This is a genomic window from Polyangium mundeleinium (assembly GCF_028369105.1).
Lineage (GTDB): Bacteria > Myxococcota_A > Polyangia > Polyangiales > Polyangiaceae > Polyangium > Polyangium mundeleinium.
Genome location: NZ_JAQNDO010000001.1, coordinates 1,920,431 through 1,935,088 on the forward strand (window position 1 = coordinate 1,920,431; position 14,658 = coordinate 1,935,088).

Annotated in this window: 12 protein-coding genes; 9 read left to right on the plus strand and 3 right to left on the minus strand. The window is 67.8% G+C overall.

The window, feature by feature from the left end; genetic code table 11:
* Positions 1 to 38 precede the first annotated feature (38 nt).
* The 4 genes from POL67_RS07890 (at position 39) to POL67_RS07905 (ending at position 6,877) form a co-directional block, all read left to right on the plus strand.
* Positions 39 to 878 carry a hypothetical protein gene (locus POL67_RS07890; protein WP_271916482.1) on the plus strand — a complete coding sequence of 280 codons (840 nt, stop codon included), beginning with the start codon at positions 39 to 41 and terminating at the stop codon, positions 876 to 878.
* Between the two features lie 182 nt (positions 879 to 1,060).
* Complete coding sequence (locus POL67_RS07895) at positions 1,061 to 1,897, plus strand: hypothetical protein (RefSeq protein WP_271916483.1); 837 nt, start codon at positions 1,061 to 1,063, stop codon at positions 1,895 to 1,897.
* Positions 1,898 to 2,057: 160 nt separating this feature from the next.
* The gene (locus POL67_RS07900) at positions 2,058 to 2,888 is read left to right on the plus strand and encodes a hypothetical protein (protein ID WP_271916484.1); all 831 of its coding nucleotides are present in this window, start codon (positions 2,058 to 2,060) and stop codon (positions 2,886 to 2,888) included.
* A gap of 164 nt (positions 2,889 to 3,052) precedes the next feature.
* Positions 3,053 to 6,877, plus strand: a complete 3,825-nt coding sequence (locus tag POL67_RS07905) for a serine/threonine-protein kinase (RefSeq protein WP_271930766.1) — start codon at positions 3,053 to 3,055, stop codon at positions 6,875 to 6,877.
* A 1-nt stretch (position 6,878) separates the two neighbouring features.
* On the opposite strand, the gene POL67_RS07910 is transcribed toward POL67_RS07905, so the two are convergent.
* Positions 6,879 to 7,355: a hypothetical protein gene (locus tag POL67_RS07910; protein WP_271916485.1), complete on the minus strand. Its 477-nt coding sequence runs from the start codon at positions 7,353 to 7,355 to the stop codon at positions 6,879 to 6,881.
* 542 nt (positions 7,356 to 7,897) lie between these two features.
* Here POL67_RS07910 and POL67_RS07915 point away from each other — a divergent pair.
* Both POL67_RS07915 and POL67_RS07920 read left to right on the plus strand, forming a co-directional pair.
* A complete protein-coding gene (locus POL67_RS07915; protein ID WP_271916486.1) occupies positions 7,898 to 8,788 on the plus strand; it encodes a hypothetical protein in 891 nt (296 codons plus the stop codon).
* A gap of 244 nt (positions 8,789 to 9,032) precedes the next feature.
* Complete coding sequence (locus POL67_RS07920) at positions 9,033 to 9,533, plus strand: hypothetical protein (protein WP_271916487.1); 501 nt, start codon at positions 9,033 to 9,035, stop codon at positions 9,531 to 9,533.
* A 10-nt stretch (positions 9,534 to 9,543) separates the two neighbouring features.
* On the opposite strand, the gene POL67_RS07925 is transcribed toward POL67_RS07920, so the two are convergent.
* Positions 9,544 to 10,116 (minus strand): hypothetical protein, encoded by a 573-nt coding sequence (locus POL67_RS07925; RefSeq protein WP_271916488.1) that lies wholly within the window; start codon positions 10,114 to 10,116, stop codon positions 9,544 to 9,546.
* A 735-nt stretch (positions 10,117 to 10,851) separates the two neighbouring features.
* Between POL67_RS07925 and POL67_RS07930 the strand changes: the two genes are divergently transcribed.
* The 3 genes from POL67_RS07930 (at position 10,852) to POL67_RS07940 (ending at position 14,108) form a co-directional block, all read left to right on the plus strand.
* Positions 10,852 to 11,784, plus strand: a complete 933-nt coding sequence (locus POL67_RS07930) for a hypothetical protein (RefSeq protein WP_271916489.1) — start codon at positions 10,852 to 10,854, stop codon at positions 11,782 to 11,784.
* A gap of 91 nt (positions 11,785 to 11,875) precedes the next feature.
* Positions 11,876 to 12,874, plus strand: a complete 999-nt coding sequence (locus POL67_RS07935; RefSeq protein WP_271916490.1) for an RNA polymerase sigma factor — start codon at positions 11,876 to 11,878, stop codon at positions 12,872 to 12,874.
* 226 nt (positions 12,875 to 13,100) lie between these two features.
* A complete protein-coding gene (locus tag POL67_RS07940; protein WP_271916491.1) occupies positions 13,101 to 14,108 on the plus strand; it encodes a hypothetical protein in 1,008 nt (335 codons plus the stop codon).
* Here POL67_RS07940 and POL67_RS07945 read toward each other — a convergent pair.
* A complete protein-coding gene (locus tag POL67_RS07945) occupies positions 14,026 to 14,610 on the minus strand; it encodes a TetR/AcrR family transcriptional regulator (RefSeq protein ID WP_271916492.1) in 585 nt (194 codons plus the stop codon). The two genes, POL67_RS07940 and POL67_RS07945, sit on opposite strands and share 83 nt — an antisense overlap.
* Positions 14,611 to 14,658: the final 48 nt, after the last annotated feature.

Here is a 14,658-nt window from a genome sequence, read left to right on the forward strand (position 1 = left end):
GCTCCGTCGTTTCCTTGCGGCAGAAACGGAGGTCAATCATGCGTGTTCTCGGTCGAGGGGCTCAGCTCGTGGTTCTTGCGGCGGCTCTTGGGGGGTGCACCGCGGAGGTGGGTCCGGAGGAGGATGCGGTCGGGGTTGCGGAAGGCGCGATCGTCAAGCAAAATGCGCTGAACGTGAACGCGCTCAATGTGAATGCGCTGAACGTGAACGCGCTGAACGTGAACGCGCTGAACGTGAACGCGCTCGACCCGAATTCGTTCGCGGCAATCCGGAATCCTGGGGCGAACGGCGACCTTGCCCGCGAGTTCGTCAAGTATGCTGTGAGCTGCTCGTTCCACGCGGGTCAGACGTTCGAGTTCACCTGGATCGACGAGCAAAACGTCGAGCATGCCGAGGCGTACCCGGGCGTGCTTGGCCTCGCCCCGGATTGGCGGGCGGGTCCGCTCGATCTGGCGGGCCAGCGCATGGTGAGCGCCTGCTTGGCGGGGCTCACCAACTACTATGGCACGCACGTCACGATCTCGATGCGGGCTCCCGAGGCCCCCTTGAAGGTCGTCGACCCGAACGAGCTCCTTTCGTATCCGAACATCGAGGGCGCGTTCTGGGGCAACCTATGGGACGAGGAGGGCTCTTACCTCCATTCTTGTTACAACAGCGCCATGGTGGCCTACTCCCGCACCCATTCCCGCGACTGCGCTGCGGGCCATTTGAACCCCGACAACTCCGTCGTGGAGTGCGGCATCATCGACATCGTCGGGCCCTGCGACACGGTCTGCGAGCCGGTGAACGACGAGACGGGCGCGTTCCCGTCCTGCATCCGGAAGCCGGACCAGGATCCGGCCGTGACCGAGCACATCATCACGACCGCGCTGCCCTGAACGGGCCCTCCCTCCGGTCCCGCCCCCGCATATTCCCTCCTTCGCGCGCGGCTAGCTCGATGCTCGGCCGCGCAACGCGTTGCGCCTGCTGCGCATCCAAGCACGAACCCGTCGGCGATCCGACCCACGCGTGTTTTTCCGTGTGTCGTTCATGGCGCCGGCGAACGTCGTAGGAGGAATGTATGCATCTCGGGCTTTGGATGATGGGATTTTCCGCTGTTATCTTATTGGGGTGTGGGGGGGGCGATGTCGACCTCCCCGAGGACGTCCTCGAAGGCGAGGACGCGCTCATGGACGGCAACAGGCTGTCGTCGAACTCCCTCGCGCTGAACTCGCTGGCGCTGAACTCGCTGGCGTTGAACGGGATCGCCCCGAACAAGCTGGATGCACAGTCGCTCGCGGCGATCCGCGCTCCGACGGCCCAGGGCGAGCTGGCCCGCGCGTTTGTCCGGTATGCCGTCGGATGCGCCCTCACGCCCCTGCAGAGCGTCTCGTTCTCCTGGACCGACGCGGCGAAGGTCGTGCATCAGGAGACCTATCCGGGCGAGCTCGGTATCGCCCCGGCCTGGGCCGCGGGCCCGCTCGATCTCAATGGCCAGCGCATGGTGAGCGCCTGCGTGGCTGCCCGCGTCAATTATTATCAGGTGCCGGTGTTGGTCTCCCTTCGGTCGATGGAGGCCCCTCTCCGGCTCCTCGCCGGGGCCCGGGAGCTCGTCGAGTTTCCAGACGTCGAGGGGGCGTTCTGGGGCAACCTATGGGGCGCGTCCCCGGCCATTTATGCCTGCTATAACAGCGCGACCGTCGAGAACTCCCGCGCGTGGAGCCGGGACTGCGCCACGGGCCATCTGCGTGACGACGGCACGATCGAGGAGTGTGGCATGATCGACGTCGTCGGCCCGTGTAGCTCCGTGTGCGCGTCCTTGAATGGCGGCGGCCAGTATTACCCATTCTGCGTCGAAAAACCCTACGCAGCCGGGAATGCGAACACGAAGCTCGTGATCACGACCGCGCTCCCCTGACCGTCGTTCCGACGCGGACACCCTCGCGCGGCGTAGCACCAAAATCGCGCAACGCCCTCCCACGAACGCCCATCGAACCGACCGCCCCCGCGGTGTCCGTCCAACGGGGTTCGCCCGCGGACGGACCACCCCGGGAGAGCAATGTCCCTTGGAGGTGCACATGCGAGCCTGGTCGTTGTGGATGGCGCTCGTGGCTCTGGCCCCGGGCTGCGCCGAGGTTGCCGACGAGCGTTCCGATGACGTCATGGAGGCCGAGGTCGCGCTCGTCCAGGGGAACCACCTCGGGTCGAATGCGCTGGCCTTGAATGCGCTCGCCCTGAACGCGCTCGCGTTGAATGCGCTCGCCCTGAACACACTCGATCCCCATGCCCTCGTGGCGATCGAGGACCCGGGGGCCCAAGGCACCCTCGTCCGCGCCTTTCTCAAATATGCCATCGGCTGCGCCTTCACCCCCGCGCAGAGCTTCGCGTTCACCTGGACCGACGTGAACGACGTCGACCACGACGAGGTGTACAAGGGCGAACTCGGCGTCGCGCCCTGCTGGGCCACGGGGCCGCTCAATACACAGGGGAAATACATGGTGAGCGCCTGCTTGGCGGCCCGGGTCAATTATTACCAAGTGCCCGTCACCATTTCGATCCGATCGCTCACCGAGCCCTTGAAGACGCTCACCGGGAGCCCGGAGCTCGCCCAGTATCCCGACGTCGAAGGCGCATTCTGGGGCAACCTATGGGCGCCCACGCCGTTCCTTCACGCCTGCTACAACAACGCCACGGTGACGAATTCGCGCGCCTGGAAGCGCGATTGCGCCGTGGGACACCTGCTCGACGGCGGTGGCGTCGAGGAGTGCGGGATCATCGACATCGTCGGCCCCTGCGCGAACGTCTGCCAGAGCTTGAACGGCGCGGGCCAGTACTATCCGTCCTGCATCGAAAGGCCCGGGCAGAGCGGGACGACGACGAAGTTCGTGATCACGACTGGATTGCCCTGAGACCACCCCGAAGACGCCATTGACCACCACGCCGCCCTCCGTTCCAGGCGGCCACCGCGCCATTTCGATTCGACCCGGTCGAATTGCGATTGTCGTTTCCTTTCCGATGGTCCCTGGACGCCGGAAATCCTAGGGTTACGCTACCCCTCGTGCGGCCGGGAGACGTGCTTGGTGGGCGCTTCCGCGTCGAGGCGCGCGTCAATGCAGGGGGGATGGGCGAAATCTTTCGCGCCATCGACCTCGTGACCGGTCACGTCGTCGCCGCGAAGATCCTCGTCGCCGTCTCCCCCGAGAGCCTCGAGCGCTTCCGTCGCGAGGCGCAGATCCTGGAGCGCCTCTCCCACCCGGGCATCGTCCGCTACGTCGCGTATGACACGTCCTCGGCGTCGGGCCCGCTGCTCGTGATGGAATGGCTCGAAGGCGAGGACCTCGGGCGCAGGCTCGACCGCGGGCCGCTCACCCTCCGCGAGACCGTCACGCTTGGCCAGCGCCTCGCCGAGGCCCTCGCCGTCGCGCACGACGCCGGCATCGTGCACCGCGACCTCAAGCCGCAGAACGTCTTCCTCGTGAACGGGTCCGTCGGCGAGCCGCGGATCCTCGACTTCGGCATCGCGCATTGCGGCGAGGCCTCGCGCATCACGCAGACCGGCACCGTCATCGGCACGCCGAGCTACATGGCGCCCGAGCAGGTCCGCAGCGGCAGCATCGTCAAGGCGAGCGCCGACGTCTTCTCGCTCGGCTGCCTGATGTTCGAGTGCATCACCGGCGGGCCGCCTTTCCGCGCCGATCACACGATCGCCGTCCTCGCGAAGATCATCTTCGAGGACGCGCCGCGCCTCAGCGAGCGCGCGCCCGCCGTGCCCTCGTGGCTCGACGTCCTCATGGCTCGTATGCTCGCCAAGGAGCCGCTCGGGAGGCCCCAAGACGGCGCGGCCGTCGCGTTCGCGCTCGCCGCCGAGAAGGACCTCGAGCCCCCGATCTCGGAGGCCCCGCGCTCCTCTGCGCCCCGATCGACGCTCGGCGAGGGCGAACGAAGGTTCCTCGGCGTCGTGCTCTGCGGCCGCAGGGAGGGCGCGTCCCACACGTTTGTCCCAACGACCACGCTCGCCTGCGCCTCGCCGATGGACGATCTCGGCCCGATCGCCGAGCGCTTCGGCGGTCACCTCGAGGTCTTCGCGGACGGCACCGCGGCCGTGGTGATCGACAGGACGCGCGTGCCCACGGACGTCGCGGCGCACGTCGCCCGCTGCGCGCTCGCGCTCTCGGAGCGCGCGCTCGGCGCGGCCATGGCCGTCGCTTCGGGCTTCGGCGAGCGCTCGCGCGGCGTGCCCGTCGGCGAGGCCATCGACCGCGCGGCGCGGCTCCTCCACGCGCGGAGCGGAGAGGCGCGGATCGCCCTCGACGAGACCACGGCGGGCCTGCTCGACGCGCGTTTCGACGTCGAGGCCCTCGAAGGCGGCGGCTTCGCGCTCCTCGGCGAGCGCGCGAGCTTCGAGGTCTCCCGGCCGCTGCTCGGCAAGGCCACGCCTTGTGTCGGCCGCGAGCACGAGCTTGGCCTCTTCGACCTCACCTTCGGCGCCTGCAAGAACGAGCCGGCTGCGCGTGTCGTCGTCGTCTCCGGCCCCGCCGGCATCGGCAAATCGCGCCTGCTCCACGAGTTCGTCGAGCGCCAGCGGGCCGCGGTCGAGCCCGCCGAGATCTGGTTCGGCCGCGGCGATCCTTTGCGCGTCGCTTCGAGCTTTGGCCTGCTCGCCGAGGTCCTGCGCGGCGCCTCGGGCATCCGCGGCGGCGAGCCCCTCGCGCGCCGCCGCGAGCTGCTCTTCGCGCGTGTCGCGCGCCGCGTCCTCGAGCGGGATCGCCGCCGCGTCGCGCACTTCCTCGGTGAGCTCGCGGGCGTGCCCTTCCCTGACGACGAGGACTTGCCGCTCCGCGCCGCGCGCCAGGACCCCGAGCTTTGCGGCGAGCAGATGCAGCGCGCCCTCCGCGACTTCCTGCGCGCCGAGTGCGCAGACAAACCGCTCGTGCTCCTGCTCGAAGACGTGCACTGGGGCGATCGCGCCTCGCTGCTCGCGCTCGACGCTGCGCTCGAGGGCCTCGCGTTCGAGCCGATCTTCCTCGTCGCCTCGGCGCGCCCCGAGATCGACGAGCACGTCCCCGGCCTCTGGTCGAGCCGTGGCCGGCAGGACGTCCGCCTTCGGCACCTCTCGCCCCGCGCGTGTGTTCGCCTCGTCCGGCACGCGCTCGGCGAACGGGCCCAGGGGCTCGAAGAGCGCCTCGTCGCGTCGTCCGAGGGGCACCCGTTTTTCCTGGAAGAGCTCATCCGCGCCGAGGCCGAGGGCCGCGGGGGCACCCCGCCCGGGACGGTCGTGGCCATGGTGCAATCGCGCCTCGAACGGCTCGAGCCGAGCGCCCGCCGCACCTTGCGCGCCGCGAGCATCCTCGGGCCGGTCTTCTGGCGCGGCGCGGTCACGCGCCTCGCGGGTGATGACGACGAAGCCGTCGCGCGGGATCTCGCGGCCCTCGTCACGCACGAGATCGTCCTGCGCCAGCGCGAGAGCGGCATTCCAGGCGAAGCTCAATATGCGTTCCGCCAGGCGCTCTGGCGCGAGGGCGCGTATGCGATGCTGACGGACGAGGATCGCGCGCTCGGACATCACCTCGCGGCCGAATGGTTGGAGGAGAAGGGCGAGGCCGATGCCTTGGTCCTCGCGGAACATTTCGAGCGTGGCGGCGCGGCGGCGCGGGCGGCCTCGTTTTACCTGGCCTCGGCCGAGCAATCGGCGGCCCGCAAGGATTACCTCGACGCCGAGCGATGTTATGGCAAGGCCGAGGCGCTCTGGGGCGAGCTGCCGACGCCCGCGCAGCGCGGCCGTGGCCTCTCGCGTATGCGCCTCGGCCGGTATCACGACGCGCTCGATGCGCTCGCGCGGGCGCGGGCCGGCGCGGCGCGGCGCGGCGAGCCGTCGCTCGTCGTGGATCTCCTCCTCGACGAGGCCATGGTGCTCGACTGGATGGGCGAATATCGCGAGGCCGAGCGCCGCGTGCTCGCCGCGCGAGAGGCCGACGTCGGCCCGTGCGAGCGCTCGGCGCTCCTCGAAGCGCGCCTCTTGCTCGGCGTCGGGCGATCGGCGTTGCGGGCCGAACGCGGGGAGGAGGCCGCGGCCGAGCTTTCGCGCGCGGCCGAGCTCGCGAGCCGCCTCGGCGACGAGGCCTACGAGACCTATGTCATTGCGCGGCTCCTGCTCGGCTACAACTTGCCCTTGCTCGGCCGGGTCGACGAGGCCGCCGCCATGCTCGACGAGGTCATTCGTCGTTGCGAGGAGCGCGGCGATCTCCTGCACCTCGGCGCCGCGTGGAACTCCCGCGCGATGGTGCGGGCCTTCCGCGGCGATCGCGAGGGCATGATCCAGGATTTCGAGCGCACGCGCGACCTCGGCCGCGAGCTCGGCCAGCCCACGCTGGAGCTCGCGGGCCATTACAACCTCGCCGAGCATCTGTACTGGATGGACGACGTCGAGGCCGCCGAGCCCATGGCCCGCGCGGCCAGCTCCGTGGCGGCGCGGCTCGTGGGCTGCGTACGCCCGGCCCTGCTCGCCTTGCTCGACGCGCGGATCGCCCTCGTCCGCGGCGATGCGCGCACGGCGCGCGCCATTGCTTCCGCATTGCGCGCGGACGCGGCCGAGATGTCGCCCTCGGAGGACGTGCTTTGCGCGATGATCGAGCTCGCGACGGGGGACGCCGAGGGCGGCTTCTCCGACCTCGATTCTGCGTGGGAGGCGCTCGAAGCCCGCTCGGCCCGCGCGAGCGTGGGGCAGGAGCACATCGAGGTCCTGGAGGCGCGGGCCCTCCATGCCGCGCGCCATGGCCACCGCGAGCGCGCCATGCGCCAGCTCGACAAGGCGATCGCCGCGGCGTCGCGGATTCCGAATGTGATGAGCGAGCGGCTCCGGCGCAGGCGCGCCGAGTTCGGGTGCCTCGGCGCGGCTTGATTCAGCCTTCCTGCTTCGGCTCCTTGGCTTTTTCCTTCGTGGCCGCGGCTTTGTTGGCCGGCGCATACTGGTAGTCCATCAATGGCGCGAGGGGACCGAGCACCTCGGCTCCATTCAGCGCGCGGTCTGCCCTGCGCTTGGCCTGCGCGGCATTCTCGGCGAGGATCGTGGCGATCTCGTGCCGTGTCGTCTGGCGCGTCTCGTGGAGCAGCTCCGTGAGCTTCTGCGCGGCGGGCAGGAGCTCGCCGATTCGCTGATCTCGCGCGAACGCCGCGGCGAGCCGCGCCTTGTCTTTCTCGTTGAGCCCCGCGCGGTCGGCGTCTTCGGACTTCAGGCCGAGCAAGTTATGGACCGCGTCCTCGAATCCGTCGCGTACCTTCGTGAGTTTTTGAATTTGTTCCGGCGTGATATCCGTTACTTTGACATCGCTTGCGTCGATGACGAGATCGCCCACCGCGGGGTGCTTCGGATCGCTCATGAATCGCCTCCCTTTTGGCGGCTCCCGGCCGCCTAGGGTGAACGATCGCACAACGGAAGCGGAAGTTCCAGAGCCGTGGAGGCGAGGGCGGCCACCTTGGAGGCTCGGGGGATGTGCGCGGGGAGGACGGGCCGAGTCCGCGCGAGAGGAGCCCGCAGCTCCGCGTCTGCGCGGCTTGGCGGACGGAGGCGGCGGATGCCCGTGGAGGGGTTCGGGATAGCCTTGGAGGGTCGGCCGAGGGCCCTGGGGCCCATCAGGGCATGCTCCGGGGCCATGGGCGAGCCCTGGAGGGCAGGGGGATGGGCTTGGAGGGTCGGCGCCGACCGTTGGAGGGTATCTCGGTGGCGTGGGGGCCCTGGGCGGTGGGCTCCACGGATGTGCGGATGCGATTCGGGGGTGGGTTGGTGGGCTTTGTGGGTGGGGGCCTCGGGTCGGGGATTGTTGGCCCGGTGGGGAAGGGGCTGGCAAGGGGGATCACGGCTGCGCGTGGGCGATGCGTGGGCAGGGCGGAGGCTGTGGGCCGCGGCGGACAGGGGATGTGTATGCAGAGGGTGGTGGTCGGGTGGGTGGTGGCGTGGAGCTTGGTGGTCGGGGTGGGGTGCGAGAAGGAGTGTAAGAATCCGGCGTTGACCTGGGACGAGGTGAAGGGTCGCGGCAGGATCGAGGGGCCTGCGATGCCGTGCAACATCGTCAAAGTTTGCGATCCCGGCCAGGGTCGCCCCATCCGGAGAGAGGCACTGACGCCGCTGGTAGACCCCAAGATCATCGACCGCGGGTACGCAAATGACAACAGGGACTCCTGCATACACAAGGCGCAGCGGCTCGAGCTCATTGACAGCGGATGCAAGGGAGAGGCTTCACCGGAGCGGATCTGCCTCGATGCACCCGGCTCATCGAACGGACCCGACTTCACCGGCTCCACAGGCGGAACGTTTGTCACGGTGGGGGTTGGGGCTGGCAGCGGGGACTACTGGTTCCACGAGCAGGGCGCTGGCGGCCCGGAGTCTTGCAAGACGGATCTCTGGTTCGTCTTCGACTGGTGCGAGAGTCCGGCGCGCTGGCCGCGTAAGTATATCTTTGAAGGCCACGTGGCCGCTTTTCAAGCCGGCTGTGTGATGCATCTTTGCCCGGAGCAAATCACGTGCACCGAGATCGATCCGATGTGGTGTGGAACTCCTTGTGAGGACCCGACAGGTGCAACCTTCTGGCGCAACTTGGCCGTCCTGGGGGACCGTTGTGGCCACCTGAGTGGTGATATCGATGGCGATGGCGAATGGGAGCCATCAGAAGACCGCGCCTATCGCGGCTGTGCAGACGCAGAAATGAAAGCACTGTGCCCCGCGTGTTTTGAGAGGTGGAAACGGGAGGGAGTGACTGCCCAAGAGGTGACCCAAGAAGGCACCTCTCCCCGGACATCCAGCACAACCCAGTAACCCGTCGTCGCTGGCACCCACATCTCCCCTGGCAGCGTTCAAAGCTTTCTGTCCCATTTGTCCCCACGCCCCTCCCGCCCCGCGTTCCCCCACGGATCCGGGGACAACCCGCTTTGGGCCTCGGGGGGGCGCGCGGGGATAGTTGGCCCGGTGGGGAGGGGTCTGGCAAGGGGGATCACGGCTGCGCGTGGGCGACGCGTGAGCGGCCCGGGAGGCCGTAGGCCGCGTCGGACAGGGGATGTGTATGCAGAGGGTCGTGGTCGGGTTCTTGGTGGCGTGGAGCTTGGTGGTCGCGGTGGGGTGTGAGAGCAAGTGCCGAAACCCGAAAATACACCGTGAACTTGGTGGGCTCGAAGGCCCCGCCATTCAGTGTAACGTCGTCATTATGTGCCCGAACCAGGCAGGGCGTCCTGACTCCGTGGAGCGTTTGGAGGGTCTCGTGGATCCCGTCATCCGCGATCATGGCTCCGGGAATCGAGACCTGTGCAAGGGGGCAGCCATGAAAATAAGGCCCTACGAGAAACAGATAAAATGCGAGTTCGATGCCGCTCCCGCGTTGATCTGTCTCGACGGAGCTGGTTCTTCGAACGGGCCCGACTACACGGGGCCGACCGGCGGGACCCTCGTCACCGTTGGGGTGGGCGCTGGCACCGGGGACTATTGGTTCGACGAGGACGAGGAGGGGGCAGGCGGAGAAGGGGGCTTCGATGCCCACCCCGGTGAGGGAGGTCACGGCGGGATCTGAGGTCCAGCCTTCACCGAGGCGAAGATGATTGTGCGCCTGGAGCGGGAGCGCGTGCAGGGAGGGTGCGTTTGCGGGGGAAGGGCGTGACGGCGTCGAAGTGGGTCAACCAATCGGTTCGGGCGAGAGCCGGGCAGTGTTGCTCGACATCTACGGGGAAGCATTCATCGAAGGCACGATACATCGCCTGATACTTCGCCTCCGTGGGCTCCTCCACCAACACAAAGAACCCGGCCTTGTGTCCGCACCGGGACCCAGCCTCATCGACGTTGCGCCAGAAGGCGGCGCCCTGCATGTCGTCACAAGGGGCGCAGAACATGGGGTCGAGGCCCGTGCACTCGGCTTGTTCCGGGCAAATCGTGCTCACGCAACCAGCGACGCACGCGTCCACGAACTCTTCGTCCACGTACGGACAGACGTCCCATCCATGGCAGCCCTCGAAGACGTACCCGAGGTCATCCTCGCAGTGCTTGTACATCGAGTCGTCCTCGTCCGGGCCACGCGCCCCCAGGATGAGCGCTGCGGCGGCGGCGATGACGAGGGCGGCGAAGGCTGCGCGGCGTGTCTTCGGGCTCGAAGCTCTCACGAGGAGCGTACCTTACATCATCAGAGCCGGGATCGCGAGCGGCTTCGTCGGCGCGCGGTCGCCTGGTCACCGCGGGGGAACGGAGCGCGTGCAGGGGCGTGCGTTGGCGTGGAAAAGGGATCTCTCCAGGCAACCCCTCCCGGTTTGTCCCCACCCGCCCATGCCAGAAACGAGTTTTTCTGGGCACGTCCACTTTTCCTCTTGCCTTTCCCCCTCTCCTCGGGCAAACCTTTTCGCAGGAGGACGGGCCCACGCTCCGCGCACCTGAGACTCGCGAACACCCACCCGGTAGCACCGGGAGACGGGACCGAGTAAAACCCAAAACAAATTGCGCGGACCTCGTGGGAGTGCGGTCCTCCGTTTTTTAAGACCATCGTACCTCGTTCGTCCCGGGATCCCGGGACGAACTTTTTTTGTGGATCGGGTTGCCTCGCCGGCGACGAAACCCGGTAGGCTTGCAGCATGCGCAAGGCAATCGGGTTCGTGATCGCGGCGGGATGGGGGGCGGCGTTTGGCGGGGCGTCCGGGTGCGGGCGCGGCTCGGACATCGGAAGCGACTGCCCGCCGGAGGTTGTCGGGACCGAGTGTTGTCCCTGTCCTTTTCCGGAGTACTGCCCAGACCCCGTCAAGAAAGGGGTGTGGACGCCAAAACCCATCCCCTGGCACTGCCCGAACGCATGTGACGGGCCGCCTCCGTTGCCCCCCAAGTGCTTCGACGGTGGTGCGGACGGCGGAATGTCGTCGCTCTGTCCGGGTGGCGGCGCATGCGTGGACGAGGCCCCGGGAGACTGGGGGCTCGTGGCCTTTTTCTCGGACTGGGGCGAGCAGCGGTCGTGCACGGACGACGCGCCGATTCTCGCGTTCGAGGGTACGCCCGCGCCGCCTCCTCTTCTCTTTTGTGGCGAGTGCTCGTGCGACGAGCCCGAGGGGACATGCAGGCACCCGGAGACGTGGACGGTCAGCTCCGCCGCCTGCAATGATCCGGGTGGTGGTGTCAAGACAAACTTCGACCCGCCGACAAACTGGGACGGCACCTGCACCCAGGACAAAGCAATACCCTCCGCCACGCTCTGTGGGGGCGTGCCGTGCGTTCGGTCGATCACCATCTCGCCTCCGGTGATCGAGGAGCAGCCGTGCAAGGCTCATACAAAAGGAGATCCGGAGCCGAAGATCCCCAAGCTCTGGAATGGTGGACCCGAGACGCCCCTCGGCCGGGTGTGCACGCGCGCCGAGCCCTGGCCGGGCTGCCCCGGGCAGACCGGGAAGGTCTGCGGGCCAGCGGGCGACGACTCCTCTTGTATCTATCGGGAGGGGGAGCACCTCTGCCCGGAGGGGTGGGGCGGGGAGCGGCACGTCCTCTACGGAATGGTGAAGGACGAGCGGGAGTGCTCGGCGTGCACGTGCGAGGCGCCGATGGGCGGGACGTGCACCGTGCTGGCATCTGTCTACAGCGCGCCAGCGTGCTCCCTGTTCGAGGTTGGGGGCAACGTCAGCGAGGGGATGATCGCACCCTGTTACGACATCATGCCCGGCACCCAGCTCAGTGGGAAGACGGCCGAGCTCCTCAACTATACGAAGGGCATCTGTGCCCCGAGCGGCGGCGAGGTCGTCGGCGAATTGACCCTTGACAAACCCGCAACGGTATGTTGCCGGGCGGCCACGTCCTGACTCGTTAGGCGCGTGTCGATTTTTCTGAACAACAGGGCCGCTCGCGGCCTTTACATGCATGGGGTCTGCTTTGGCGCGCGAGGACGAACCGATGGACGGACCGGACGAGGGCACGGAGCCACCCAAGAGCGGCGAGCCCCTGGCGAGGCCGTTCGAGCTCACCGTTCCCGCCTATCGGGAGCTCGTCGAGCGAATGGAGGCGCACGTGCATCGGATCGGGCTCGGGGCGCATGTGCATGTGTTGGATGTCGTGCATGATGCATTGATGATCGCATTGTGCAAGCCCATTGCGGAGCGGCCGAGCACACGCGAATGGGAGGAGTTCGTGGCGTGGATGTGCAAGCTCGCTCAATATGCGGCCATGACGAACCTCAAGCCGAAGAGCCGGCGGACGTACGATTTCCTCGCGCCGCTGGGCGACCTTGACGAGCGGATCGCCGGCCCGCGGGACGACGAGCACGACGCCGCGGTACGAATGGCCTATCACGCGCTACCGGCCGAGATGCGCGATATCGTCGGCGCACACGCGATCGAAGGAAAATCCATACGGGAGATCGCCGCCGAGACGAAGCTGGCCCCGACCACCGTCTTCGTCCGCTATTCTCGTGGCATCGATCTCCTCCACGCGAGGCTCGAATCCCTCGAGGAGGAGCATTCGCGTGGTGTCGGGCGGCGCGTCGTGGCCCTCCCGTTCCTGCTCCTCACCGTGGTCGCGCGCGTGGCGCAGGCAGGGATCGCCGCCGTTTTCGGGCGGTTCTCCGCGTCGTTCACGCGCTCCCCGCTGCGCGTCATGGGCAGCGTGGTCGTGGGCGTGGCCGTGGGCGCATGGCCCTCCGGGGGGAAACCCCAGGCCATGCCGGGCACGACCACGGCAAGTCAAGCCACCTGCGCCGACGTCGTCCGGCGGGACGAGCCGCGAAGCATTGCCACGATCCAGGGCAGCGACGCACGCACGGAGGACGGCGCACGGCATGGAAGCCCAAGGAGCCTTCCGCTGGCCCCGCCCCGGCGTGACCATGCAAAGCCCTTCGATTGGATGGCTGCGAATGCCACGAGGCGCGGCGAAGTGAGCGTTACGGGCGTGGAGTAGTTTCGTTCACCGCCACGCGACCACGCCTCCAAGCACGATCGCATGCATCGCCGTCCAGATCACCCAAGTGCAGGTCGCGCATGGTTGAGGAAGCTCGTATGCAACGGGTCTCTACGGTATCCCTCACCAGATTGTCGAACTTGCGGATTCTGAGCGCGCCATGCCCCTTCCCATCGCTACCTCCAAAGATGTCGGCCTCGTCGTTCGCCGCGGGATGCGTTTTTCCGTGAGCTTGGTCTCCGATGGCTGGCTCGTGGGTCCCTGCGTTCGGGATCTCGATGTCCAGATGCGCATGCGCGCAGATTTCTGGAAGTACCGGGGGTCGGATCGCGCGAGGTTTCTCGCGCCATACCGCCGGGCCCTCAAGGCCCTCGCCGCGGACGAGCCTGTCGTTCTCTGGACGTCTCCCTCGTGGGACGACCGGATCGCGCTCTGGGCGCTCTGCTTCCGCCGGCTTCAGCAAAGGCCCACCCAGCCGGATCTCTCGCTCGTTGTGGTGCCCGAGCACAAGGAGCGGAACCCGGACATCAGCTTCGGCATCGGTTATGTCAGCCTGAAGCCCGCGGGGGCTCGTCGCGCGTGGGAGACCGTGCGTCCTCTATCGCTCCGCGAGGTCCGCGAAAAGGCGCTCTTCTGGAGAAAGCTCACGGCTTCCTCGCCGATCCTCTCAGGAAAAACCCTCCGCGAGACGCCATCACGCAAGGAGCTCTTCGAGATGGGCGCCTATCAAGCGGTTTTTTTTCCCCGGCTAGGCGAGTGTGGCCTTTCCCTTTCGACCCTGGACGCGCTCTTGCTGGGCTCGGTCGGCGAGACCCCCGCGACGCCAGCGGAAATCATTACGCGCGAGGGGGAAGAGGGCGAGCTACTCAAGTGGATGGACCGCACCGGAGACGTCATCCTCTTCGAGCGTCTCGTCCAATGGTCGAAGCACGAACCCGCCGCGTTCATCGCCGATCTGCATGGACAGCCCCACATGTGGCGCGCGCGCTACACGCTCACCGCCACCGGCCGCGCCCTCCTGCGCGACGGCCTCTCCTCGATCGACCAGGCCCCGCCGCTCCCGATCTGGGGCGTCACGGCCTACGATCCGCAGGATCCCTGGGTCGTCGTGGAGGAAGCCGGAGGGCGCCCCCATCTCCGGCGGCTCGGGGTTACTTCCGCGCGACCACGCCTCCAAGCACGATCGCATGCATCGCCGCGGAGAGCCGCCCGACCTCGTCGCGCTCTTCCATGAAGATCCACGGCGGCGTGAAGCTCTTGTAGGCCCGGAGGATCACCCGCGCCGTGAGATCCGGATCGGCCACGTCGAGCTCGCCGGACTCCGTCCCTCGACGGAGCAGGTCGGCGAGCAGGGCCCGTTCTTCCTGGTAAAACCGCTCGGACGCGCTCTTCACGGCAGGGCTCCCGCAATGGAAGAGGTCACACGCGTGCGCGCCGCCGTCGGCCTGCGTGAAATACGCTCGCAGCCGCGCGTCGAGCGCGCCCACGAGCCGCTCGCCGAACGACCGCCCGTCCGCCGCGGCGGCCGCGCGCATCGCGTCGAGCACGACCTCGTACCGCGCGCGCGACAGCTCCTCGACGATCGCCTCCTTCGACGTGAATTCGAGGTACACCGTACCCACGCCCACGCCGGCCTCCCGCGCCACGTCCGCCACCGTAGTTTTTTGAGGCCCGTAATGCCGGAGCAATCGATCGGCGGCCTGCAGGATCTGCTCGCGGCGCGCGGTGTCGTTCATGAACCTTCCCTCGAACGGTGAACGAGTTTGCCACAGGTTCACGCGCGA